This is a genomic window from Paenibacillus borealis, from assembly GCF_000758665.1.
Lineage (GTDB): Bacteria > Bacillota > Bacilli > Paenibacillales > Paenibacillaceae > Paenibacillus_AQ > Paenibacillus_AQ borealis.
In genome coordinates, this window is record NZ_CP009285.1 from 7,453,914 (window position 1) to 7,479,955 (window position 26,042).

Sequence of the window (26,042 nt, forward strand, 5' to 3'; positions counted from 1 at the left end):
GTTCACCTCAGCTTTCAGGACGGATGATCCAGCTTGTAGCCAATGCCCCACACGGTCTGCACATAACGGGGCTGCTTAGCGTCGAGCTCGATTTTGTCACGGATATTGCGGACATGCACCATCACGGTGTTGCCGCCATCCAGAAAAGGCTCATTCCACACCTTCAGGTAAATCTGCTCCATACTGAGCACCTGTCCCTGATGCCGCGCCAGCAGCTCCAGGATAGAAAACTCGCGGGGCGTCAGCTTTACCTTGCGGTTGTCCACGCTCACCTCATGCCTAAGCGTATCTATCAGCAAATCTTCAAAGACCAGTTCATGCTCATTCGTTCTGGCAGGAGCGTCCCGATTCAATTTATGGTAACGGCGCAGCTGCGATTTGACCCGCGCCACAAGCTCCAGCGGATTAAACGGCTTGCCTACATAATCGTCAGCACCGATGCTGAGTCCAAGGATTTTGTCCATATCGGCATTCTTAGCGGAGAGCATAATAATCGGCATGTTCCGTTCCTCACGGATCTTCATGCAGGCGGCAATCCCGTCCATGCGGGGCATCATCACATCGAGTATAATGAGATCCACCTTCTCTTTGGCCAGGCATTCCAGTGCCTCCATTCCGTCAAAAGCCTTAAGCAGCCGGTATCCCTCATTACTAAGATAGATATCCAGCAGTTCTACAATCTCCACTTCATCATCCACCAGCAGAATCGTTTCTTGGTTCACGGGTACTTGATCCTTTCCAGAGCTCTTTCCATTAGTCTATAAGATAAAGTTCAGGAAAGGCAACCACTCTGTCCATCCTGGATGGGGAACATTATTCAACAGGTTTTTTTTGCGGTACAATTAGTTTAAACTTGAATTATCTATTGTCAGGCTGGAAGCTCCGAAGGAGGTAGGCAATTGAAGAATATACTTACGAAAATCCGCAAAGGGTACGGTAAAAAGCTGGTATCCATTCACATGTGGAATGCCTGGCTGGTCTTGTTCCTGGCGCTTAGCGGCCTGATGCTGGTGGGCGGCTTCTGGAGGGAGATACTGGGGGAAGGCAGAGTGTGGCTGAAATGGGGCCATATTGTGTTTGGACTGGCGCTGCTGATTCCCGTAGTTTATTATTTGCTGCTGGCTGCGAAGCATTGGAAGCGATTGAAAGGTAAGAGCGGGCAAAAAGCTAATGTCATCTTCGTGCTCACTCTTCTGACCGGCTGGCTGATCTCCGGGGTTGTCCTCTGGCAATTCAGACTTGCCGGGCCGAGAGCGGCAAATGCAGCACTGTTTGTGCATGATCTGCTGACCTGGGTAGGACTCCCGGTGATTATCTACCATTCCATTACCCGGGTTAAATGGCTGAAGGAACCCAATAAGCGCTCAATCACAGCTGAAACGGTGCCTGCAGGGGACAGCCCTGCTCCTATCGGGCGGCCACGACCCGCAGCTTCATCTGAAGCTCAGCCCATGTACACACGCCGCGGTTTCATCAAGGTGGCTGTAGGAGCAGGTCTCGCCGTAACGCTCGGCCCAACCTTTGTACGCTGGATCGGCAAATCCCTGCAGTTTCCCGGTACTGCTGATTATGCGGCCTCGAATGCCAATGCCCTGATTCCCGATCCGGTTCCGCTGGCGGAATCAGCCCCTCCCATCGGCGGGGGAGCCGAGGGCAGCTTTCGCGTATACACCGTCACAGACATTCCCGCCTTCGACAACTCCAACTGGTCTTTTACAATCGACGGTCTGGTGGACAAGAAGTTCACCTGGAACTGGGAAGAATTCGTCAAGCTGCAGCGCGAGGTGCAGGTCAGTGATTTTCACTGTGTAACCGGCTGGTCTGTCTATAAAAATACATGGGAAGGCCTTCCGCTCTACAAGTTGCTGGATATGGCCGGTGTACAGGATGAAGCCGTTACGGTTAAGCTCTACTCGGGAGACGGTGTCTACACGGACTCTCTAACCCTGGCCCAGGCGCGGATGGAGGATATCATGGTGGCTGTGATGCATGACGGCAAACCGATCCCGAATCAGCTTGGCGGGCCTGTACGTCTGGTCACTCCGCAAATGTATGCCTATAAGTCGGTTAAATGGCTCAACCGCATCGAATTGATTGCAGGTGATCATGTCGGCTATTGGGAACAGCGCGGGTATGACATTGATGCCTGGCTGCCTAACGCCAAGCGGGTATAACTTCTCCATTCTACTCTCTATATGCTGTAACTTAAGGCTACTATTAATCTCTCGTTTCCCTCGATCAGGGACGGGAGATTTTTATTTTACAGAATCACCCGTCATCTTTACATTATATGTATATTCAAGTAACACTCTCTTAATGAATGCTCTCTAGTATAAGGGAGTAAACCATAGATTATAGGAGGGTAAATATGAAATCAGCTAAAAAGTATGGAGTGAAGACAGCTTTTGCAGTAACTGCAGCCACGGCGCTGCTCGTTTCAGGTGTAATCACAACAGGATCTTCAAGCAATCAGGCTGACGCGGCAACCTCCAAAACCAAAAATGTAATTCTATTCGTCGGCGACGGCATGGGTACAGCTCAGCGTAATGCTATCCGGCTAGCCACTGTTGGTGAAAAGGGCAACCTTGCTATGGACTCCATGCCATACGTCGGCCTGATTCATACAAGCTCCACAATTCCGGTAACAGACTCCGCGGCCTCAGCTACAGCCTACGCCAGCGGTGTGAAGACTTACAACGGGGCAATCGGTATGGATGCCGAAAAGAAATCGGTTGCGACCATAATGGAATATGCCAAAAAAGCTGGCAAGTCCACCGGAGTGGTGACGACGAGCCAGGTTACTGACGCTACGGGAGCTGCTTTTGGCGCACATGTGGAAGACCGTTCCAAGCAGAGCGATATCGCACTCCAGCTGCTGACCAAAAGCAAGGTAGATGTGCTTCTCGGCGGAGGGGAGGATTTCTGGTATCCGGCAGGACAGCCCGGCAAATTCCCGGACGAGCCTGCTGAAGACCCTTCCGAGAAGAGCAAGGGAACCCAGGGGAATCTGGTAGAAAAGGCGAAGCAGCTTGGCTACAGCTATGTCTCCACTAAGACGGATCTGCAGAAGGCTAAGGGCAGCAAGCTGCTGGGTCTTTTCGCCAATGAAGAGATGTTCCAGCAGAATGAAGAAGGCAAAGGTGATATCTACAAACCAGTCGTTTCCCTGGCCGAGATGACGAAGAAAGCGATCGATACGCTGGACGCCAATTCCAAAGGATTCTTCCTGATGGTTGAAGAAGAAGGCACAGACGAATTCGCCCACAAAAACAACGCCAAAATGACGATCAAATCCGGCCAGGAGCTGGATAAATCCGTTCAGGTGGCCAAAGACTATGCGAAGAAAAACCCCGACACCCTGGTGCTTGTACTGGCTGACCATGAAACAGGCGGATTCTCGATTGAAGCGGTGGATGCAGAGGATGAGAGCGGAGATGCTATTTCTCAGGAAGATGGCCCTTTCGCTATTGCCAACTCCAAGCTTAACTTTGTAGTCGACTGGACGACTTCAGGACATACCGCGGTTGATATTCCGGTTACGGCTATGGGCAAGAACGCTCAGCTGTTCACCGGCATCTATGAGAATACTCTGATTTTTGATAAGCTCCTGCAGTCGATGGGGCTGAACGCAGCTAAGTAATGCAGGCATATTGTATATTACATTGAAAAAAGTCCCGGTGTCTTTCGCTAAACGCGAGGACCCCGGGACTTTGTGTATGCTTAGCTTTCCAGAAGCCGGATCAGTTCGTCTTCATCTTCAATCACCTGAATGCCGAGTTGCTGCGCTTTGGCCAGCTTGCTGCCTGCCTTCTCGCCGGCAATGACCAGATCGGTCTTCTTGGAGACACTGCCGGACACCTTGGCACCAAGCGCCTCCAGACGTTCAGCCGCCTCTTCACGGGTCATTTTCTGCAGGGAGCCGGTCAACACGACTGTTTTGCCGCTAAAGAAGGTATTGGTACTGACTACACGCGGAGCTTCCGGTGCCTTAGCCTCGACACCCAGCGCCAGCATGCGGTTAATGCTTACCACCACGAAGGGGTCGGCAAAATAATTCACGATGCTCTCAGCTACAATCCCGCCGATATCTGGCAGACCAGCCAGCTCCTCCGCTGTCGCAGACATTACAGCTTCCAGACTGCGGTAGTGGTCAGCCAGCATTCTGGTGGTTGCCTTTCCGGTATTCGGGATGCCTAGGGCATACAGGAAGGATGCCAGATCCCGCCCTTTGCTCTCTTCCAGTGCTTTGAGCAGATTATCCGCCTTCTTCTCCCCGAAACGGTCCAGCTTCACCAGCTGCTCAAAGGTCAGTTCATATAGATCGGCCGGCTCACGTACACTAAGCTCTTCATGCAGCTGAGCGGCTGTCTTCTCACTGAACGTCTCAATATCCATGGCATCACGTGACGCAAAATGCGTGATCCGGCTGACAATCTGCGGCTTACAGTCCAGCTTGTTGTTGCAGAACAGATGCGCACCGCGCATCTCCAGCGGGTAACCGCAGGCCGGACAGTTCTCTGGGAAAATAATCTCCCCGCCGTCACTCTCTTCCGTCACCTTGCCCAGAATCTCCGGAATCACATCATTGGAGCGGCGGATGAATACCCGTGTGCCCAGTGCAAACTTCAGGTTCTTGCGTTCAATGTCGCCTACATTGTTAAGCGTGCAATTCTGTACGGTAACACCGGCCAGTTCGACAGCTTCCACGCGCGCCAGCGGAGTGACTTTGCCTGTGCGGCCTACGTTCCAGCTGACCGACTCCAGGATCGTCGTAGTTTCTTCCGCCTCGAATTTGTAGGCAACCGCCCAGCGGGGGAACTTATCCGTATAGCCCAGCGCTTCGCGGATCCGGAAATCAGTCACCTTGATAACTGCCCCGTCAATCAGATAATCGAGGCCGGAACGGCTCTCTTCGATCTCTGCCAGCTGCTCGGTAACGTCATCGAAATTACTGAAGTAGTTGAGATAAGGGTTGACCTTGAACCGGTTGCTGCGCAGGAAATCCATCATCTCCTGATGATCGGCAAACTGCACACCTTCCGAGTACCCCACATTATAAAAGAAAGCATTCAGCCTGCGGTCTGCAGTCATCTTGGGATTCAGGTTGCGCAGCGCACCGGCTGCACCGTTGCGCGCATTCTTGAGCGGCTCCGCTGCGCGTGTATTATAGTCAGCCAGCACGGACAAATTCATAATCCCTTCGCCCTGCACTTCGATCAGCCCTTCCTTGAACGGAATGTTCAAAGGAACGGACTTAATCGTCTTCACCTGAGCTAGAATTCCTTCGCCTGTGACACCGTTGCCCCGCGTTGCCGCCTGGACCAGTGCGCCGTCACGGTAGGTCAGGTTCAGCGTTAAGCCGTCAAACTTCAGCTCCACCGCATAACACGGCTCCGGCAGCAGATTCTCCGGATTCTTGGTGTTATACTCATTCACCAGCTTCAGTACACGGGCGTTCCAGGTGCGCAGCTGTTCAATGTTCTGCGCCTTGTCAAGACTCCACAGCGGCGCGAGATGGCGGTGTGGCGTGAAGCCCTTAAGCAGCTCCCCGCCTACGCGTTGGGTTGGAGAATGCGGCAGTACAATTCCGCTCTCCGCTTCCAGTGCCACCAGCTTGTCGTAGAGCGCATCATATTCCTTGTCACTGATCTGCGGCGTATCCATTGTATAGTAATGATAGTTATATTGATTCAGCTCGGCTACGAGCTCTTCCATCGTGAACATAATATCCATCCGGCACATCCCTCCGTCAAATAGGTTTCCTACGGTTAGCGTGATCCAAAAACACAATCGTTAATCGCAGCTTGCTTTATTCAACTTTGGTGATCGGTGCAAAGCCGGCCAGCAGGCGCTTCACGCCTACCGGCGCCGGGAAGGCAATCTGCAGCTCCGTATCATTGCCGCTGCCCTTCACGGCCACAACGGTGCCGGTGCCCCATTTGCCGTGGGCGACCTTGTCGCCCGCCTTGAAGCCGGCGGACGCTGCAGCCCCTGCTCCCGGAGCGCCCTGCGCGCCACCGGTCGTCACTACGACGCGGCCCGCGCCCGGCACCGCGCTGGCCGAGCTGCCGCTGCCGAAGCTGGCGGCCCCGCCGCCTGCCGGCGCGTTCCCGGCAGCAGCGGTGCGGCTGCCGAAGTTCCCGCGGCTGCCTCCGCCGAAGCCGCGGCCGCCGTAAGCACCGCCAACCTCCGCGCCTCCGCGCCGGAAGCGGTCCGATTCCTTCACGGTATCTTCCTTCAGCTCCTCCGGAATCTCCTCCAGGAAGCGGGACGGCGCATTCGCGGTCGTCCGCCCGAACAGCGTGCGCATCCGTGCACAGCTGAGGAACAGCTGTTTCTCCGCACGGGTAATGCCCACATACGCCAGCCGGCGTTCTTCTTCCAGTTCGTCATTGTCCTGGAAGGCACGGCTGTGCGGGAACACGCCTTCTTCCATCCCGATGATGAATACGGTTGGGAACTCCAGACCCTTCGCGCTGTGCATTGTCATCAGCACGACAGCATCGCTGCGCTCTTCTTCGTCATTCACGCTGTCGATGTCGGCGATCAGCGCCAGATCCGTCAGGAAGGAGACCAGCGACTTATCCTCGTTGTTCTTCTCGAATTCCATCGTTACGGATAGGAATTCGTCTATATTTTCCAGGCGGGAACGGGACTCAAGGGTATTCTCATTCTGCAGCTCCAGACGGTACTGGGACAGTTCAAGAATCTTCTCTGTCAGCTCGGTCACCGAGAGGAATTCCACCATACGGTGCAGGGCTTCGATCATATCATAGAACTCTACCAGCGTATTGCGCGTCCGGCCGGCAAAGCCCAGATCATCCACCGTCTGCAGCGCCCGGAAGATCGATACTCCCTGGGAAGCTGCGGCCGCAGCCAATTTGCCGACAGTCGTATCCCCAAGGCCACGCTTAGGAACATTGATAATCCGCGTCAGACTGATATCATCATCGGGATTGGAGAGCAGGCGCAGATACGCCAGCAGATCCTTAATTTCTTTGCGGTCGTAGAACTTGATCCCGCCGACAATCTGGTAAGGAATATCCGACTTGATCAGAATTTCTTCTATTACACGGGACTGGGCGTTCGTACGGTACAGAATCGCATGGTTCTGGTACGCCTGGCCCTGCTTCACATTCTTGCTGATCTCTCCGGTGACGAAGTATCCTTCATCATGCTCGGAGTCACCGCGGAACACCTTGATCTTCGCGCCCTCGTCCGAATCGGTCCACAGCTTCTTCGGCTTGCGTCCGGTATTCAGTGCGATGACACCGTTGGCGGCGTTCAGAATATTGGAGGTTGAGCGGTAATTCTGCTCTAATAGAATGGTTTTGGCTTCCGGATAGTCTTCTTCGAAATTAAGGATGTTCGAAATATCCGCCCCGCGCCAGCGGTAGATTGATTGGTCACTGTCCCCGACTACGCAGATCCGGTGGTGGCCTTCGGCCAGCATCCGGCAGAGCATATACTGCGCCCGGTTCGTATCCTGATACTCATCGACGTGAATGTATTTGAACTTCTTCTGGTAGAAATCCAATACCTCAGGAACTTCCTTGAACAACTGGATCGTCTTCATAATCAGGTCATCGAAATCCAGCGAGTTATTGCTTCTCAGCCGTTGCTGGTACTTAGTGTACACTTTGGCCACAAGGCCTTCGAAATAATCGCCGATCTTCTGCTCATACTGCGCCGGTGTAATCAGCTCATTCTTGTTCGTACTGATCACAGCCTGGATCGCCTTCGGCTCGAACTTCTTGGTATCGATGTCCAGATCCTTCATACAATTGCGGATTACGGACAACTGGTCCGTCGAATCCAGAATGGAGAAGTTCGAAGTGAAGCCGATCCGTTCAATATCCTTCCGCAGGATCCGTACACACATCGAGTGGAAGGTGGATACCCAGATATCCCGGCCTTCCGGCCCTACCAGCTTGGAGACACGGTCCTGCATCTCCCGGGCGGCTTTGTTCGTAAAAGTAATCGCCAGAATCGCCCAAGGCGGCGCCTTGCGGTTCGCGATAAGCCAGGCGATCCGGTGGGTAAGCACGCGGGTCTTACCGCTGCCCGCTCCGGCCATGATCAATAGAGGCCCTTCGGTAGCTTCAACAGCCTGACGCTGCGGGGGATTCAGCCGGCTTACGGCGTCGTGTATGTTAACAAGTTGCATGTGTGACATGCTCCTTTCTGAATAAAAGCTTGGAATTTATAAGTTCTTCCGGTCAATCTGCGGCGTACTCTTCACAGCCTGGACGGTCAGCAGCGCCTGCTCCACATCACGGTAAATAATATTGCCGACCACTACTGTATCACATAGAGCAGCAGCCTGCATGGCTTCTTCCCCGCCCGTAATTCCGCCTCCATAAAAAAGCTGACTGTGCTCGACCATTGCCCTGACCTCACGCACAGTCTCCATATCTCCAAAGCATCCGCTGTATTCAAGGTAAACCACCGGCAGATTCATCAGCTTGTCTGCAATCTGCGCATAGGCCGCTGCACCGTCTGCGCTAAGTGAGCAGTCTGCTCCTGTAAGCCGCGCTACCGAAGAATCTCCATTGAGCACAATATAGCCCTCAGTCAGCAGCAATTCCCATGGAATCAGACTGCCGAATCGTTCAATTGCCCGGCGGTGATGGCCAAGAATCCATGAAGTATCGGCAGTGTTGAGCACCATGGGAATCATATACAGATCAAATCCAGGCACAGCGGCTTCCAGATCCGACACCTCCAGGGCACAAGGCAGATCATACTGCCGGATTCTCGAGAGCAGACTCACGGTATTCTCATAAGTCACTCCAGTGGAGCCGCCTACCAGTATTGCATCGGTTCCCGAGAGACAGACAGCCGCCAGTTCCCTGTCACCAAGCTCACGGTCCGGGTCCAGCTTGAACACATGCCGCCACGGCTTGATCATTTGCCGCATTCCATTCATCATCGTCCATCCTCATTGTTCATCTAAGTAAATATTCTAATTTCCTGTATTTCAAAACAACAAATACACTCCTGCACACGCAAAAGCCGTATCTCTAGTCTAAGTCAGCACGAAGGCGGGTGTCAATTTAAAGCGAACAAAAATGCGAACATTTTTTCGTATTTTTGGAGCATATGCTTTTGATGTACAGAAGCCAGCACGTTCAACTACTAGCGGACACCCTTGATCCGGCTTAAGTCGTCCTCAGAGACAAAATCGGTATAGAATCCGTCGACTCCCATCCGGGACAGCTCCGAGATTTCTTTGTCGTCATTCACCGTATGCACGTAGACTCTTGCCCCGGCATTCTTCAGCTTCCGCACGAAACTCTTGGTAGCTCTTACCGTCGGCATGGTGATATCCACTCCGGTTTGACTGGCGAAATCAATGACCACTTCATCACTGTCCTGCGTCTGATATAGCGTAAAGATCACTTCAGGAAAAGCATACACCTTGTTCACTACCTCCAGCATATCCCGGCTGTAAATCTGCGGAACAATCCGCTGCAGCAGGGCAGGGTCCTTCTTCTCGGCCGCTTCCACTATAAGCTGAAATTGTTTCGTTACAAGTTCCGGTTCTAGCTCTTTCGTGTCCGTTACAATGTAGGCATCCGGGTAGATCACCATCAAGTCCATGATCTTATCAATATCCAGCGGGGAGTAGAGTTCAAGAACCGGGCTGCTCATGACATCCTCATAGTTCAGCACCGTCCCCTGTTTGGCGGCGGGAAGAACACTCTGCTGGCCCAGCAGCTTGCTCATATTAGCAGTCCATTCATGCCGGGCCACCAGCTTGTCGTCACTAGTCAGCAGCAGGTCCGCCTCAAAAACCCGGGTCCCCTGCTCATAGTTAGCGATAAAAGCATCCAGCGTATTCGTATACGTATAGTTATGAATCCCTCCCATGGCATGAGCTACAACTCTATGGGCCGCAAAGCCTGTAGCCGGCTGCTTCTCTTTCCCCCCAAGTGTGAGTACAAGCAGTAGTGCAATAGCTCCGATCATAATGACGGAGGCGATAATCTTTTTTCTATTCATGATGGCAGGTTCCTTTGCAAGTGTTAGAGTAGTAGGACTGAAAACAAGAAGAAACGGCTGTGTCTTCCTCCAGGGAGGGTCGGCAACCGTTTCTATGGAATAATATATAATGAGGCCGTTGCATTAATAAGCGTTCTTGAAGCCGTTGCGGATGGTTTTGGCGATAATCCGGATATCAAACAACAGTGACCAGTTTTCGATATAGAAAATATCATGTTTGATCCGGTCCTCGATCGACGTGTCCCCACGCAGACCGTTACTCTGAGCCCAGCCGGTAATGCCAGGACGCACATGATGCTTCACCATGTACTTCGGAATCTCACCACGGAACTGCTCTACAAAGTACGGGCGCTCCGGACGCGGACCGACCACACTCATCTGGCCAAACAGCACATTGAAAAATTGCGGCAGCTCATCCAGACTGGTCCTGCGGATAAAGGTCCCAAAACGTGTGCGGCGCGGATCTTCGCGCGTACTCCAGCCCGTATCCACTTCACCATCGGTCTGCATCTTCATGGAACGGAACTTGTACATCATGAAGTTACGGCGGTTAAGTCCTACACGCTCCTGCTTGAAAATAATAGGTCCAGGCGAAGTTAGGCGCACACCCAGCGCTACAATCAGCATTACAGGAGACAACATAATAATGGCGAACAGGGAAAATACCAGATCAAACGCCCGCTTAGCCATTTTGTTCCCGGCCATATCCAGCGGAATATCGCGTACGTTAATCATCGGCATCCCCGCGAAGTTATCGAAGTAAGGACGGGCCGGCAGGTAGTCGAAGAAGTCAGGGATAATCAGTGTCCGTACACCCGCCTTCTCGCAGGTAGCGATAATGGTCGGATACTTCGAATGGGCATCCAGTGGAAGCGCCAGAATGACCTCATCGACTGGCAGCATCTCCAGCATGCCTTCAAGCTGATCCACGGTGCCGAGAATGGGCTTATAGCGTTGTTCCTCAATACCATCCCATTCATGGAAGTCATCCAGGAACCCGATAGCCTCATATCCCAGCTCAGGATACTGCTCAAGATTGTTGTAGAATCTTTTACCCAGCGTACCTGCACCGAGAATCAGCACAAACTGGCGGTTAAAGCCTTTTTCACGCAGCGATTTCAGCATCTTCTTCAGCACATAACGGTACAGCATAATGGACAGAATATTGAAGCCCATATAAATAGCAAGATATTGACGGGAGACGTCAATCTCCTTCAGGAAGAACATCAGGCCGAGCAGAATGAAGATACCCATGGCGTGAACCTGAAAGATTTTGATGAATTCATCAATAAAGCGTTTCTTCCGTTTCGGCAAATACAATTGAAGCACAATTCCGATCAGAATAGCGATGGCACCGTAGATAATACTCCAGTAAGCATAGGACTCTACAGGAAGGGTCCTGTAGGATTCCAGCAAACCACTTTTGAACTTCAGCCACCAGGCAGCCAGGAAGGCCACTTGAATGACCAGGAAATCGGCAACCATATATAACTGTGTTAGAAACTTTTGATTACGGCGGATCATAATCTCACCTCAGCATTCGATTCATTGCGTAAACCGGCTTCCCCGGGGACCGTCAGACTCTGTGCTGGTGTTGGAACCTTGCGTGGAGCAATCAGCGCATTGCGCAGCAGCGAAAGCGTGAACTTGACGCCAACTCCCGCATATACCGCTCCGTTTATCATACTGTTGTACCGCTTGCTATAATGCTTCTTATGGAATAAAATCATCGCCCGGTGGAATTCGTACACGATCTTAAACGGTCTGCGGCGCGCACTGCCACCTTTGAGATGCACGATCGATGTCTGCGGATAGTAATAAATCCCCCAGCCAGCCGCTTTGATCCGGTAACACCAGTCCAGATCCTCCCCGTACATAAAGAACGTCTCATCCAGTCCGCCCACCTGCTCGATGGTCTCCCGCCGCAGCAGCATGAACGCTCCCACCAGACAATCTACCGGGTAGGAGTCATCCGGGTCCAGATAACCCAGCTGATAGCCGTTGAACCTTGGACGGTCCGGAAACAGCTTACTGAAACCGAAAGCATAATAGAATGAAGCGGATGGCGTTGGAAATCCTCTTTTACAGGCCTTATCCAGCGAACCATCCGGCAGTATCACCTTGCAGCCAGAAGCCCCCAGATCCGGACGGCTGTCCATAAAAGCAACCATCGTCTCCAGCGTATCCTTGCGGATCACTGTATCTGAATTCAGCAATAAAACATATCGCCCGGAGGCAGCTTCCATCCCCTGATTATTACCCTTGGCAAACCCTACATTCTCCGAATTGGCAATCAGCAGCACATCCGGGAATTCCTTGCTTATCGTCTCTACCGAGTGATCATGGGAGTTATTATCTATTAAAATAATTTCATAGGAGTAGCGGGTCTCGGAATCATATACCGACCTCAGACAGTCCATCGTCAGGCGGCATGTGTTGTAATTTAGAATGATTATACTAACATCTACATTCACTGCTATACTCTCCTGACAAATATAGTAATCTATCGACAATTATTATAACACAAAAACCCCCATGATAGGCGCAGCCTGTTCAGGGAGGTTTTTACAAGTGTGAGGATAATGTGGGAGTAACAATTCTATAAGATTGAACTTGTATTTTTTCTATTATAGGATTGCCGTGACTCCAAAGAATGTTTGGCCCTCCGGCCGCTGTTGTCTGCAGATTTCTTGATTTTTACCGCTGTTCGCGGTGGAAATCCGCAGACAAAGGCGGACGCTATCGCTCCTACAGTTCCAAAATTCTCCTCCGCCACTTTTCCCTGTCCATTTATTTTTAAGTTCAATCTAAATAGCTGACGGAAATCCGGGGAATAGAAGAATCTTTTTCACAATCGGTTGAGTTCTCTCTCGTTTCGCTTCATAATCCCTGACGCTTAGCCTTCTCCTGAATATAACGGCGCTTGCGTTTCAGAGCTGTCCACTGCGAGAAGAAAGATGACCAAGCTCCCATTAACTTTGGTTCCTTCAATAGTGAGTAGCCATGTGCGGCGATCTCATACGGCAGAGAATATAGTAGGGTAAGCAGCAGTCTGCGGGAGGACTCGTTCTTGTAGATCATTTTATAACGGTTAATATATGAGATCCGCTTGATGAACATCGCCTTGCCGCTCCGCCCGGATGTCTTCCAGCCCCGTTCGTGGTAACCTATCGCTTCCGCATCATAGTAGGCCTGCCAACCAAACAATCCCGCGCGCCATGCCACATCCACATCTTCCTTGTAGGCAAAAAAGTCCGCATCAAAAAACTCGCCTTCGACGCTAATCTCCTCAATCATCCGCCGAGAGTACATCGCCGCCGCGCCGGATACACCGAATACAACCCCTGACTCCTTCCACAGGTCTGCAGACTCTCCGGCTCCACGGTCAAACGCCCGCCGGGCTTTATTCATCCGCAGCCCTGTGCTGTCCACAAGTGAGTGGTCCGCCCTAAGCAGTAGCTTGCCTGTGGCACTGCCGATTAGGGGATTAGCTTCAAAACGAGCGACTAGTCTGGATATATAATCCGGGGCAAGCGTAAGATCAGGGTTTAACACCAGCACATAATCTGTATTTGTACCGGCAATAGCCTGATTGTGCGCGGGGGCAAAGCCGGTGTTGTGTTCATTTTCAAGAAGGACAAGAGATGGCGTCCGGGTACTGCCACCTGCAGAGCTGGGTACTTGAGAGTCCGTTGAGACTACTTTAGCTGAGTTAGAATGTATCTGGTGATAGAACGCTCTGACCTTATCCGCCGAACCATCCGTTGAAGCGTTGTCCACTATGACAATTTTTTTGACCGGATAATCCTGAGCCAGCACAGCCGACAAGCATTCAATGATGTCATCTGCGCTGTTATAGGTAACGATATGTACACTGACTGTTTTAGGGTTCATGGGTGACCTCGAATTCCTGGTTCTTTAATGAAATCTATATTTATTATAGCGGAAAGAAGGTTGACAGGCTATGTTAAGCACATTAGAAGGTAATGTTAGTTACATAGTTATTGTAGTTCAACCCTATTGCTATATTGTCGCAGACAGCAAAAAACTCCTTACCGCATAAGCGATCAGGAGTTTCATTTGTTGCTATATAAGAAGTACTTTTGATTTGAACTTGAAGCTTAGTCGTCACTGCGATGAACATTTGGACTTCCGGCTGCTGTTGTCCCCAGATTTCTTGATTTGAACCGCTACTCGCGGTAGAAATCCAGTGACAAAGGCGGTCGCTACCGCTCCTACAGTTCCAAATTTCCCCTCCGCTTCTTTCGCTTTTTGTTTATTTTTTTAGTGCGTCTTATATAGTTAGTTAGTTATTTCTGCAAATCCCGCGCCAGTGATTACTTCATCTCCAGCAAAAAGTCTCTCAGACCTTCCCGCCATGGGCGGATGTCCTGGAACCCATTGGTACGGATGGCCAGATGCTCCATCACCGAGTTGCGCGGACGCGGCGCAGGACGCGGGAACTGTTCGGTAGAACACGGCTCAAGCTTCGCTGTGAACTTCAGCCCCAGAATATCTTCTGCTTCCGCAAAGATGGCCTGAGTGAATTCATACCATGTGCAAGATTCACTGTTCGAAGCATGATATACACCATACTTTACAGTCTGGATAAGCTCAAGCAAGAATCTTGCCAGGTCCACCGTATAGGTAGGAGAGCCCTTCTGGTCATCTACAACCTGCAGCAACGGCTTTTCCTGCCCTAGCTTCAGCATGGTTTTCACAAAGTTATTGCCGTATTTGCCATAGACCCAAGAGGTACGCACGATAAAGAATTTAGACGATAAAGACTGAACCAGGATCTCTCCAGCCCGTTTAGACTTACCGTAGATACTCTTAGGATCTGTATTATCATATTCATGGTAAGGCTGAACCCCCATGCCATCGAACACATAATCCGTGCTGATATAGACCAGCTTAGAACCAGCCTTCTCTGCGGCCAGAGCCACATTCCGGCTTCCGGTAGCATTAATTAGGTATGCTGCATCAACATCCGTCTCTGCCGCATCAACCGCTGTATGGGCCGCACAGTGAATAACTGCATCAGGAGCGAAAGCGCCGATGATCTCCTGGCACTGGTCCAGATCGGTAATATCCATCTCTTGACGGTCACAGCCTAGTACCTCGTAATCCTGACCTTGAAGCAAGAGCATAAGATCCTGCCCAAGTTGTCCGCCCGAGCCTGTAACGAACACTTTCATCTTCGCCATTACAGTGAATCCCCCAGACGGCTGCCGTACTGGAGTTCGGCATACTTCTGGTATTCTCCGGACTGAATACGGGTCCACCAATCCTTGTTATTCAAATACCACTGAATGGTTTCCTTAATGCCGGTTTCGAACGTGTGCTTTGGCTTCCATCCTAGCTCGTTCGTAATTTTAGCCGGATCTATGCCGTAACGGCGGTCATGTCCAGGACGGTCCTGAACATACGAAATTAACGAATCTGGCTTGCCCAGCTCCTGAAGTACGGTATTCACGATATGCACATTTGTCCGTTCATTATTGCCGCCGATGTTGTACACTTCACCGTTAACACCTTCATGAATAACCAAATCAATCGCACTGCAGTGGTCTTCAACATACAACCAGTCACGGATATTCAATCCATCACCGTATACCGGCAGCGCCTGATCAGCCAGCGCACGGGAGATCATAAGCGGAATCAGCTTCTCCGGGAACTGATAAGGACCGTAGTTATTGGAGCAACGCGTAATATTAACCGGCAATCCGAATGTTTCGTGATAAGCTCGAACCAGCAAATCCCCGCCCGCTTTGCTCGCGGAATAAGGGCTGTTCGGTGTAAGCGGCGTTTCTTCAGTGAACAAACCTGTAGCACCAAGGGATCCATAGACCTCATCCGTGGAGACTTGCACGAATTTAGTTATACTGTATTTCTTAGCTGCATCCAGCAGTACTTGAGTACCCAGCACATTCGTCTTCACAAACACTTCCGGCTCCAGAATACTCCGGTCTACGTGAGACTCAGCAGCGAAGTTAACCACTACATCCACACCGTCACCGATCAGCGCATCCATCGCCGCCACATCGGTAATGTCTGCTTTGACGAACGTATAGTTAGGATGATTCTCAATCGATTTCAGGTTCTCCAGATTCCCTGCGTAAGTCAACGCATCCACGTTGACGATCTTATAATCAGGATGTTGCTGCAGCATATATATTACGAAGTTGCTGCCGATGAAGCCGGCTCCGCCGGTAACAAGGAGTTTCATTTGTTGACCACCTTTATTTTTATGAAATTTATAATTTTAAGTTTAGCACAACAACGAATATTTTCACTTCAATATCGGGTTATATCATTATATGCTGTAATTATTTTGTGGATAATGGTATTAGCCTTAAAATGAATACTTTAGGTGTTGAAGTTAGTCCGTTCCATGAATTAATATATTAAGAAATCCTTGTATTTATACTTAACAGAGAATAGAGCATATACTTCTTGAAACTAGACATACCCAATTAAAATCAGAATTTTAAAAAGCAGATCTTCTAAAAACGAATTCCTATATAACTTTGACTTTTGAAGGAATTGATACTTCTCTTTTATTGACTTTCGCTCTTGAATGAATAGATGTAACTGGTCTTTTTTTTCATCATCTAATAAATTCATATAGAGCCTATTGAATTCAATTGCTTGTTTTTTTAAAAGCTTATGACCCGAATGCTTACGAAAGCTACTCCACTTATTCCTGAACTCATGTAGAATGCTTCTATGACCACCAACAACATTATTGTTATGCTGCCTATAATAAATCGTCGGTCGCTCATCATAAAATACATTACCAAATGCAGATATACATATGTAAATCCACCAATCATGCATTTGAAGGTTTTTTATATTAATTTTTCTAGAGACGATTATGTCTCTTGCTGCTTTATTAATAGCCACGGTTGCACCTACAGCAATGTTTTGCACTATAGCATTGTAGAAGTCTGGATCCTTTTTCGGAGGAATTGGCCATACTTTAATCGGACTAAGATTTTGATCTGCTAGCATTGTAGATGAGCAGTACATTCCAGCAGTATGACATGAATGCAGGTACTGTACCGATCTTTCAACTTTATCATTCATCCAAACATCATCTTGATCACAAAAACAAAAATATGATGCATCTAATTCAGTTGAATTCAGTAATTCAAAAAAACTTTGGATCACCCCTACATTACTCCCTTTAATGAGGTGGAACTTGCCGGGGTACAAACCCATAAATTTTTGAATTATTGGTACGGTGTTATCGCTTGAACCATCGTCACGAATAAGGATGAATATATTATGATAGGTTTGTTGAAATATACTTTGAAGTTGTTCTTCGATATATGCCTCGCCATTAAATGTCGACATGAGAATTTGAACTTTCTCCAATTTTTTCACCCTACTTAAATGAGTTGTGGAAGATTATTATTTATCTTCAATGTTAGATTATAGAGCAATTAAATCTAATGTGAATTATTATTTGGACTACAAAGAAAGAGACCACTACGATAAAAGCAGCGGCCTCCATTAGTGCATTTCGACAAGATTGTAACTCTGTAATCCATTTGTACGGTTGAATTATTTGGGAATTGTGGAGTTTATAAAAGCAGATAAAACAATCGCCGATTTACGTTCTAATCTTGTCTTTACTAAGCAAATTCAGAGAGCTATTGGCTATCTCCCCCAATACTAGCCGAACCTATAATGTAGAGGATTTAGTCATTTACGTAATTCTCTAATTAATGTAGGTTCAATATCCAGCTTAAATTCTGTTGACTCAGTCAAATATTCCTCAACAATATAGAGTGGACGTCTTTTCACTTCACTATAAATCTTTGAAATATATTCTCCTATAACCCCTAAAGCTAATAGTTGAATACTACCAATAAACCAAAGAGATATCATTATTGAGGTCCACCCAGAAACTGTATGATCTGCTAATTTAGAGAATAATGCATACAATCCAACTGCAGCGCTTATCCCTAAGCTTATAAATCCAACCGTTGTTACTAAACGAATTGGCTTGTTGCTAAATGATGTGATTCCGTCCCAAGCGAATGCCAACATTTTTTTCAAAGGATATTTTGACTCACCTGCAATTCTTTCCTTACGATCATATTCAATAGTACATGAACGAAATCCTATCAAAGGGATAATTCCTCTTAAAAACAAATTAGTTTCCTTAAACTCGTTCAAATGATTTAGCACTCTAGAACTTAACAACCTGTAATCCGCATGATTAAAAATGACAGGTACCCCTAACTTGAGCATTAACTTATAAAATGACTCCGCACTTACTCTCTTAAACCATGTATCTTTGTCACGACTCTTTCTAACACCATATACAACCTCAAAGCCCTCAAGATATTTAACTACAAAGTCTTTAACTACCCAAATATCATCCTGCAAATCGGCGTCCATAGAAATTACGCAATCAGCAAACTTTCTGGAAAACATTAATCCAGATAATAATGCTTTTTGGTGGCCTGAATTTATTGAAAGTTTAAGTCCTAGAACCATTCTTTCCCTTTGATGTTTACTTTTTATAACCTCCCATGTACGATCTTTACTTCCGTCATCAATAAATAATAATCGGCTTTCTTTTGAGATTAACTCACTATTAATTAAATTATTCATTACAACTAAAAGGTGATCAATAGTTTTGGCTAAAGCTTCTTCCTCGTTATAACAAGGTATGCTTATATATAATATTGGAGCTTTCACGACGTACCCCTTCCTAAACGAAGCGAAATTTGATTATTTATAAAATACACTAATTAGACTCTCGTTTCTTTGTATTCAAGCTCAAGCCAATTGTTTTAGTTAAATTGATATTTTTAAGTTTTTGACTAAAATACTTATTTATAAAGCTAAGAGAGTAACCAAAAAATATAATTAGCACAGGCATAATGAAATATCTATATCTTGTCTGTATCTCGATAAATAGGTGAATAGTTAAATACCCTAATACAAGTAACAAAATAAATATATATTTATTATTTTCTCTACGACTGAACATCAAACAGATAATAGAAATAAATGAAAAAATATAAATTAATAAATAAACTACCTGCGAACTAACAATAAGTGAAGCCGATAATTGAGGCTTCCCTGATTCACTAAGACTCCAATAAATCGAGGTGTCACTTTCTCCCCACATATTCCCGATTTTATTTATCAACAATCCAGGGATTTTTTCGGTTTCATTCAATCTATTTATTACTATCTTTTTTTCAAACTCATCACGTTCTCTTCCAAGCGGATACTTAATAACTTCTTCATAGTCCGAGTTCGAATATGAACCAGTTGTTTCATAATTCATACCAAGCACAAATTTCCACATAGGCTCGTGATTAGTCAAATGCGAATTTGAAAATCCTGCTCCAATTGCTATATAACTAGTTATATAAAACACGCTATAGAAGCTAATTATGAATATAAATATTAACTTTGAAAGATAAATAAATGAATTTTTTTTCATTAAATATAAATAGATCAACACATATAGAATAACGGCTATAATCACCAACGCGCCAATTGGACGAATAAGATTTCCTAAGCTAATTAATGCTGCTGATATTATAAAGGTTTTATAATTTAACTTATTATTCCTAATAAGCAAATAAAATCCAAAATAAAACAAAAAAGAAGATAAATGATCATTAGTTAAAACAGAGCTCAATACTATATTAGGAATAAATAAGGCATATGTTAAACTAGAAATTCTTGCAGTAAATTCATTAAAAATAATTTTCGCAATTTTGTATATCAGTACACATATCCCTGTAGAAAACACAACATTAAGAAGCTTCAACACTATGTCATAGTTGCCAAACAACTTCATAATAGCGGCTTGATACATTGTAAAACCAAGTTGATACGTCCAACTTTGGAAATATGGGTACGAAAGATAAGACATATCGCCTTTAGATAATTTCAAAGCAGAGTCATACAAAAGGGAATAATCAGATATTTGTTTTGAATCTATTGTAAATATCCACATCCATCTGATTGTGAAACTCAACATAATAATAATTAATATAAACTGTTTAGATTCGGGATAATATTTTTTTGAAATAAATGAAATAATATATACAATTGGGACAAACAAAAAAGAAAGATAGTAAGTACCAGTGTGGCTTGTTGCATACGGAGTAGTTGCTCTTAATGTAAAATAAACAATAAAGGAAATAAAGACCAACGCTATAAATAATAATATTTGCTTTAATACTACACCAATTTTTAAATTACGTAGATCAGAAGAGTCCATATTCTACCTACTTTCATAAAATTAATTACTCCTCCAATTTTAAAGCTAAAATGATTACCTTTTTTATTTCATTAATCCTTTCATTCCATGTATTTTCTTTCAAGTATTCAAATGACTCTTTAGTTTCGTGTGGTCCTTTCATCACTTTATTTATTTCTTCTAAAATTTCATCCTTGTCTTCATAAAGATATACATACTCTTCAAACTTCTTTACTTCTGGGTACCTTATACAGAATACAGGTTTGTTAAACAAAATATATTCATACATCTTGACTGGATCAACAGCCTCTATCAACCTATTTACAATAAAAGGCATTATAAATGCATCAACATCTTTTATATAAGAAGCTAGAGAATCATGGCTAACTGCACCTACATAAATAATCCGTGGATGCGTAATCTTTTTCACGGTGCTAGGGCCTATAAGTTTAAATTCAATTTTTTCATTTTTAGAAAGAATATACTTAAGTAAATCAAAGTCAAACCAATCACTTATTGTGCCAATATATCCAATTACATAATTTCTATTTTTATTATATGTAGTGTGAATATTGAGGTAATCATCTCTTTTACTTAACCATTTTTGACTAAGTGCGTTATTGATTACATATACTTCTTTTGTATTAATAATATTTTCATAACGGCTTTGAAGACGATCTTTTAATGTACTTGATGAGGTAATAATAATAGCCGACTTGTTAACCAATTCTTCTTCCAATTGCTTGTGCTTATAGATGTCTTTCTGATGTTCAAAAAACTCTAGATAATCATCCATACAGTCATAAATAACCTTACAATTATTTATATTATCAGCATCAATGAAGTCTAATATAATGGGTGAAGTCACCCAAATTAAATCATACGAAGAAAAGTCGATGTCTAAAATTTTCTGATTCAATCTATCTTGGACTATTTTCAACCACTTATTCCTTCCAGAATAAGGAAGTTTCATTAATTTTAACACGTTTAAGTTTTTACTAACTTTTTGCTTTTTATATCTGCTACTATTTGCAACTTGTTTTATATATATCAGATCTAACTCATAGACCTCTGATAATTTTTCGGCAATAAAGTGAGGTCTCTGTTTTGCCCAATTCCAATCTATATGCATTAAATATGCAATCTTAACCATATTGCTTACCACTCATAAGATTATTCCAATCCTCTATGAATTGATTATATTGCAGTTTAGATTGGTGGTTTTTTAATGTTATTTGATAATCATTATAGTGCCTATTAACTTCTGCTAACTTAGATACCGCTTCTTCTATATTTCCGATAGTGTATAAAAATTCATCATCACCTGAAACAAGCTCATTGTGAGCCACTATGTCTGATAATATCACTGGTATATCACTGCATATCGCTTCAGCAGCAGAAAGTCCAAAAGTTTCTTGCGTTGATGAAGATATAAATACCCCTCTATGATTTCTAACCATCTCAAAAATTTTATGAACATTTTCAAATGCAATAGGGGGCATAATAATAGTCCTCCCCCTAACTTGATATTTATCGAGTAATGAAATTAAATCTAGTTCATGTTTAATAACATGACCAACTAGTACTAGAATCATGTCATCATCAATATTCTGCTTATATTGAGAAAAAATTTCGATAACCTCTTCTACATTCTTAAGTTTGTCCATTCTTCCCAAATAGAGCATCGGCTTTTTATTCCATATCCGTACGAAATGCTCACTTTTATTTGTAGGTGCAATTACAGCATTAGAAATTTTGAAGACAATATCTGTATGGCTGTTAGTAACTTCTTTTATTAAAATATTTCTAAAATGATTGCTTGGAACAATGATACCAGCAATATTCTGAGGTAATTTGCGAATATATGCTCGATTTTCTTTGTAAGCAGTATGGCATTCTATAAATACTTTCTCATTTAATTTAACCATGTCAAATATTTCAGGTGTATCAACTGAAAAAATAAAGTCGTACTTTTCTTCATCGATTGAGTCAACCACTTGAATAAAACTATCTAACTCATTCCTCTTAATATAATCTTTAAATTGTGTCAACCCACCACTATCATACATAAAATAAATATCATATATAACGGGGCAATTGTATTCTTTAAACGCATGAGCTCTGTTTAGAAATACCCTTTCTACCCCGCCCATTGTCGCCCATTTATATACATTAAGAATTCTTAGCTGTTTCATAATGATATATCTCCGTGTTATAGATATTTTTGTATTCCATCATCTTTTTAAAACGTTGATCCCAAGAGGATTCATTCAGAAATGTTTCAACAACCAGATCATTATTTTCTATTGGATCCTTATATACTTTATAAATAAAATCAACTATCGGGATTTCATCACTATATAATAATGTATTTGGAAACAACTCAAGATGTGGAATTCCCGTTACAACTACCTTTAATCCAAAATAAATATATTCATAAATTTTTATTGGATCTACAGCTTCAGATAATTTACTTTTTTTAAAAGGTATCATCCCTATATCCCAATTTTGAATATACTTATATAAATTTTTCGGTTCAACTTTTCCAATATATTTAAAATTAGAGTATTTTTTGAGATTGTTGATCGTAGCTTCTTTAGCGCCGTATCCAATGATCTCAACAAAAATCTTCTCATTTTTAAGCATACTTTCCACCAATTGCCAATCGAACCATGACTCAGTCAGATGACCAAAATATCCGACCGTTATTTTATTAGAAGTATTATTTTTTCTGGAGATATATTTATTGTTTTCTCCCAATAAGTCATCGTAATAGCCATTACCAATACATATAATATCAGTCCGCAAAAAACTAAACTTTTCCGATAGTGGAGGGGACACAGCTACAACACTATCCACATTGATAATCATTTCTTCCTCTAACTGTTTATTGTACCAAGCAGCTTGTCCTACTTTGTTGAACTCTTCCCAATCATCCATAATGTCATATATAGTACTATACCCTAGTTCTTTAATACGATATAAAGCGGTATTCCATTGTTCCGAAGGTATGTTTAATATAGCTTTTCTGTTACTTATTTCATTCATTAATTGCAGCTTCTCTATGTTTTCTGTAAACTCAAACAAAGGTATTTGGAAGACGTTTGGATACACTTCTTTAAATGCACCTGGGATTATTTCATTTTTATTCCACTGCCATACAACAAATAAAACTGCTTTATTATCTTTAGATGAATATTTCGCCAAATTTATTGTTCTTTGATTGTATAATTCATCAAACTCAAAAGCTGAGGGAATAATAAAGAGGCCATTTATTTTATTTTCTTGATATTTTTCATTAATATTGCTATACAATGTCTCAATATTTTTATTCACTTTGTTTTGAGGTGTTGGTTTAGTGATTTTATGTTTAATTTGCCGACACAATGCATAAAAACCATGTCTTTTCCAAATCCGCAAACCTTTATAAACATGTTTTACAATCGGCACATTATCCCTAATTTTGTAATATTTTCTAGATATTTTATATATATTTGAAGATTTAATCTCATTAATCTCAGTATCTAATCTATACTTTTCTGCTATCAACCATTTTTCTTGTTTATCGAAAAAATCCAACTTTTCTTTAGAGGCTAAATTTTGCGAAATAGAAGTATTCAATTCATTTTCTAGGCTATTCACTTGTTCTATATATCTAATTTTTTCATCGTTAAGTTTATCTGTGTTAATTATATTAGTATGGATCAATGCTAATTGTTCTTTGTTTGTTTCTATTAAGTGATTTAAATTAATTTCAAGTTTCTTGTTGTTCTCTTTTAAAGAAGTGTTTTCAAGTTGAATTCCTTTCAATTCTTTCTTTAAATCACTATAGTTATAAGTTAATGAATTTATATAATCTTTTAAAGTTACATCTTTCTTTCTTTTCTGATTTTCTTGGTTTCTTTCATAAATCACCAAAAGTTGCTTTCCAGCCCAAAAAATATTTTCTTTTATTGAACAATCATATTCCTGAGCATAAACAACAGTAAAACCATTATATTCAACATTAAAATCCTTATAATCAAAAGTATGAAAATGCTCGCTGAATCTTTCATATTCTTGAAAGGGAATTAATACCACAGTGTATTGGGAAGATATTCTAAATAAATCCCTAATAATGTCAAATGGGTTAATGAAATGTTCTAAAGTATTAGATGAGAATACTACATCGAATTTCTTATCAATAGATTTAATATCTGCTTGGATGAATGTTTGTTCTGGATAATATTCTTTTGCTTTCCTTATAGCTGATTCAGAAAAATCAATACCTGTGAAATCGGTGTTAGGAAATAATTTGGAGAAGAAATTCGTGCAGTCTCCTTCTGCACAACCAACATCAGCAAACGTTACCCCCTCTGATAAAACGTTCTTAAACCAATCAGGAAGCATTTCAATAGCAATACCCCCAAAATATAGTGTTTGTTCTCTTCCTGAATAGGAATCCCAATTCGTTTCAAATCTAGTATCCCAGTACTCTTTGCTATTCACTGTAAATTCATTTTCCACTTGTTAGGTTCACCTCTTTATTCAACAATATACGATAGGGTGTATGAACTACTCCAAAGAGTTGCTTTGTCGCAATCGATTTAAAGTATGCTACCCCTTCTATAAAATCATAATATTCTGGTTGTATTCCCTTACGATTTTCCAGTGCAGCCACGAGAATATAATCGCCTTCTGTTAGATAATTAACAAATTCAAAGGTCAGTTCAATCTCATTAGATGTTGATTCAAATATAGTATTTTTTTCATCATGAGTAGTAAACACAATTAAATCGAGTCCCATTGTATTTTTAATCGAGATGGCTGCACTGAAATGCAATAAATCAATATTTTCTGGCAAGGTAAATTTAAGAATGATCCTAACCGTCTCACCATGTTGAAACACTGTTGTGGATCTTCCCTTTTCGTTTATTAAAGCCACACTCTTTATTGAATTTTTGTGAGATCCCCACCGATTTATTGCATCGATTTTAATTTCACTAAACATTTCAGCAGGTTCCACATCTGACAAACCCTCTTCATCAAGTGCTTTAATATCAGGCTGTTCTGATTCTTCTGAATTCATAAATTCCATATATTCCGCTGTCACGCCCAGTGTATCACCAAAAGCAACTAACTTACCTTGATGCAACCACATAGCCTTATCACAAAATTTACGAATACTAGATACATCATGTCCTACAAACAGAATAGTAGTTCCTTTGGTTTTCATCTCTTCAAACTTCCTGAAGCATTTCGCTTGAAATTTCATATCTCCAACCGCTAGAGCTTCATCAACAATTAAAATATCTGGTTCAACATTAATTGCAACAGCAAAAGCTAATCTAGCGAACATTCCACTCGAGTATGTTTTAACTGGCTGATTAATAAAATCACCAATATCTGCAAATGCCAAAATATCATTTAGTTTTTTGTTCATTTGTTCCTTATTCTTCCCTTGGATCGTACCATTTAAATATATATTTTCTAATCCGCTATACTCTTGATTAAAGCCTGCACCTAGTTCTAATATTGCTGAAACAGAACCTTGAATGTGAACACTACCTGTTGTCGGAGTAGAAACTTGTGCTAATATTTTCAATAAAGTCGATTTCCCCGATCCGTTCCTACCAATTATACCCACTGTTTCTCCTTTATTTATTACCAATGAAATATTATTAAGTGCATGGAAATCTGATGAAAATTTTTTCTTAGTTATACTTAATGTTTCTTTCAATCTATCTCCAGGAGTATTATAAACTCGATACACCTTAGAAAGTTGGTTGATTTTAATTATTGGGGTTGCCATAATAGC

General features: G+C 43.6%; 19 protein-coding genes. 2 read left to right on the forward strand and 17 right to left on the reverse strand.

The window, feature by feature from the left end; all coding sequences use genetic code 11:
• Positions 1-14 precede the first annotated feature (14 nt).
• Positions 15-722 carry a response regulator transcription factor gene (locus PBOR_RS31765; protein WP_042217951.1) on the reverse strand — a complete coding sequence of 236 codons (708 nt, stop codon included), beginning with the start codon at positions 720-722 and terminating at the stop codon, positions 15-17.
• A gap of 177 nt (positions 723-899) precedes the next feature.
• Between PBOR_RS31765 and PBOR_RS31770 the strand changes: the two genes are divergently transcribed.
• Both PBOR_RS31770 and PBOR_RS31775 read left to right on the forward strand, forming a co-directional pair.
• Positions 900-2,174 carry a molybdopterin-dependent oxidoreductase gene (locus tag PBOR_RS31770; RefSeq protein ID WP_042217952.1) on the forward strand — a complete coding sequence of 425 codons (1,275 nt, stop codon included), beginning with the start codon at positions 900-902 and terminating at the stop codon, positions 2,172-2,174.
• A 194-nt stretch (positions 2,175-2,368) separates the two neighbouring features.
• Positions 2,369-3,640: an alkaline phosphatase gene (locus PBOR_RS31775; protein ID WP_042217954.1), complete on the forward strand. Its 1,272-nt coding sequence runs from the start codon at positions 2,369-2,371 to the stop codon at positions 3,638-3,640.
• Positions 3,641-3,720: 80 nt separating this feature from the next.
• Here the strand turns inward: PBOR_RS31775 and ligA are convergent, their stop codons facing one another.
• The 16 genes from ligA to PBOR_RS31855 form a co-directional block, all read right to left on the reverse strand.
• Positions 3,721-5,733, reverse strand: a complete 2,013-nt coding sequence (ligA, locus tag PBOR_RS31780) for an NAD-dependent DNA ligase LigA (protein ID WP_042217955.1) — start codon at positions 5,731-5,733, stop codon at positions 3,721-3,723.
• Between the two features lie 76 nt (positions 5,734-5,809).
• The gene (gene pcrA / locus PBOR_RS31785; protein ID WP_042217957.1) at positions 5,810-8,167 is read right to left on the reverse strand and encodes a DNA helicase PcrA; all 2,358 of its coding nucleotides are present in this window, start codon (positions 8,165-8,167) and stop codon (positions 5,810-5,812) included.
• A 36-nt stretch (positions 8,168-8,203) separates the two neighbouring features.
• Positions 8,204-8,920 carry a heptaprenylglyceryl phosphate synthase gene (gene pcrB / locus PBOR_RS31790; protein ID WP_042220141.1) on the reverse strand — a complete coding sequence of 239 codons (717 nt, stop codon included), beginning with the start codon at positions 8,918-8,920 and terminating at the stop codon, positions 8,204-8,206.
• 218 nt (positions 8,921-9,138) lie between these two features.
• Positions 9,139-10,005, reverse strand: coding sequence for a phosphatidylinositol-specific phospholipase C/glycerophosphodiester phosphodiesterase family protein (locus PBOR_RS31795; protein WP_042217958.1), 867 nt, complete (start codon positions 10,003-10,005; stop codon positions 9,139-9,141).
• Positions 10,006-10,128: 123 nt separating this feature from the next.
• The gene (locus PBOR_RS31800) at positions 10,129-11,529 is read right to left on the reverse strand and encodes an undecaprenyl-phosphate glucose phosphotransferase (protein ID WP_042217960.1); all 1,401 of its coding nucleotides are present in this window, start codon (positions 11,527-11,529) and stop codon (positions 10,129-10,131) included.
• Positions 11,526-12,425, reverse strand: a complete 900-nt coding sequence (locus tag PBOR_RS31805; protein WP_042220143.1) for a glycosyltransferase family 2 protein — start codon at positions 12,423-12,425, stop codon at positions 11,526-11,528. The genes PBOR_RS31800 and PBOR_RS31805 overlap by 4 nt, the downstream gene beginning before the upstream one ends.
• Before the next feature lie 460 nt (positions 12,426-12,885).
• A complete protein-coding gene (locus PBOR_RS31810; protein ID WP_042217962.1) occupies positions 12,886-13,899 on the reverse strand; it encodes a glycosyltransferase family 2 protein in 1,014 nt (337 codons plus the stop codon).
• Between the two features lie 443 nt (positions 13,900-14,342).
• Positions 14,343-15,203, reverse strand: a complete 861-nt coding sequence (gene rfbD, locus PBOR_RS31815; RefSeq protein WP_042220144.1) for a dTDP-4-dehydrorhamnose reductase — start codon at positions 15,201-15,203, stop codon at positions 14,343-14,345.
• Between the two features lie 8 nt (positions 15,204-15,211).
• Positions 15,212-16,234 carry a dTDP-glucose 4,6-dehydratase gene (gene rfbB, locus PBOR_RS31820; protein WP_042217964.1) on the reverse strand — a complete coding sequence of 341 codons (1,023 nt, stop codon included), beginning with the start codon at positions 16,232-16,234 and terminating at the stop codon, positions 15,212-15,214.
• A 233-nt stretch (positions 16,235-16,467) separates the two neighbouring features.
• Entirely contained in the window at positions 16,468-17,385 is a 918-nt protein-coding gene (locus PBOR_RS31825; RefSeq protein ID WP_042217966.1) for a glycosyltransferase family 2 protein, read from the reverse strand.
• A 330-nt stretch (positions 17,386-17,715) separates the two neighbouring features.
• Complete coding sequence (locus tag PBOR_RS31830) at positions 17,716-18,720, reverse strand: glycosyltransferase family 2 protein (RefSeq protein WP_042217967.1); 1,005 nt, start codon at positions 18,718-18,720, stop codon at positions 17,716-17,718.
• A gap of 49 nt (positions 18,721-18,769) precedes the next feature.
• Entirely contained in the window at positions 18,770-20,266 is a 1,497-nt protein-coding gene (locus PBOR_RS31835) for an ArnT family glycosyltransferase (protein WP_052429725.1), read from the reverse strand.
• Between the two features lie 25 nt (positions 20,267-20,291).
• On the reverse strand, positions 20,292-21,398 hold the full coding sequence (locus tag PBOR_RS31840; RefSeq protein WP_042217970.1) for a glycosyltransferase family protein: 1,107 nt from the start codon (positions 21,396-21,398) through the stop codon (positions 20,292-20,294).
• A complete protein-coding gene (locus PBOR_RS31845) occupies positions 21,391-22,440 on the reverse strand; it encodes a glycosyltransferase family 4 protein (protein WP_042217971.1) in 1,050 nt (349 codons plus the stop codon). The genes PBOR_RS31840 and PBOR_RS31845 overlap by 8 nt, the downstream gene beginning before the upstream one ends.
• Positions 22,418-24,751 (reverse strand): methyltransferase domain-containing protein, encoded by a 2,334-nt coding sequence (locus tag PBOR_RS35855; RefSeq protein ID WP_052429726.1) that lies wholly within the window; start codon positions 24,749-24,751, stop codon positions 22,418-22,420. Before PBOR_RS35855 ends, PBOR_RS31845 begins: the two co-directional genes overlap by 23 nt.
• Positions 24,741-26,036 carry an ABC transporter ATP-binding protein gene (locus tag PBOR_RS31855; RefSeq protein WP_042217973.1) on the reverse strand — a complete coding sequence of 432 codons (1,296 nt, stop codon included), beginning with the start codon at positions 26,034-26,036 and terminating at the stop codon, positions 24,741-24,743. Before PBOR_RS31855 ends, PBOR_RS35855 begins: the two co-directional genes overlap by 11 nt.
• Positions 26,037-26,042: the final 6 nt, after the last annotated feature.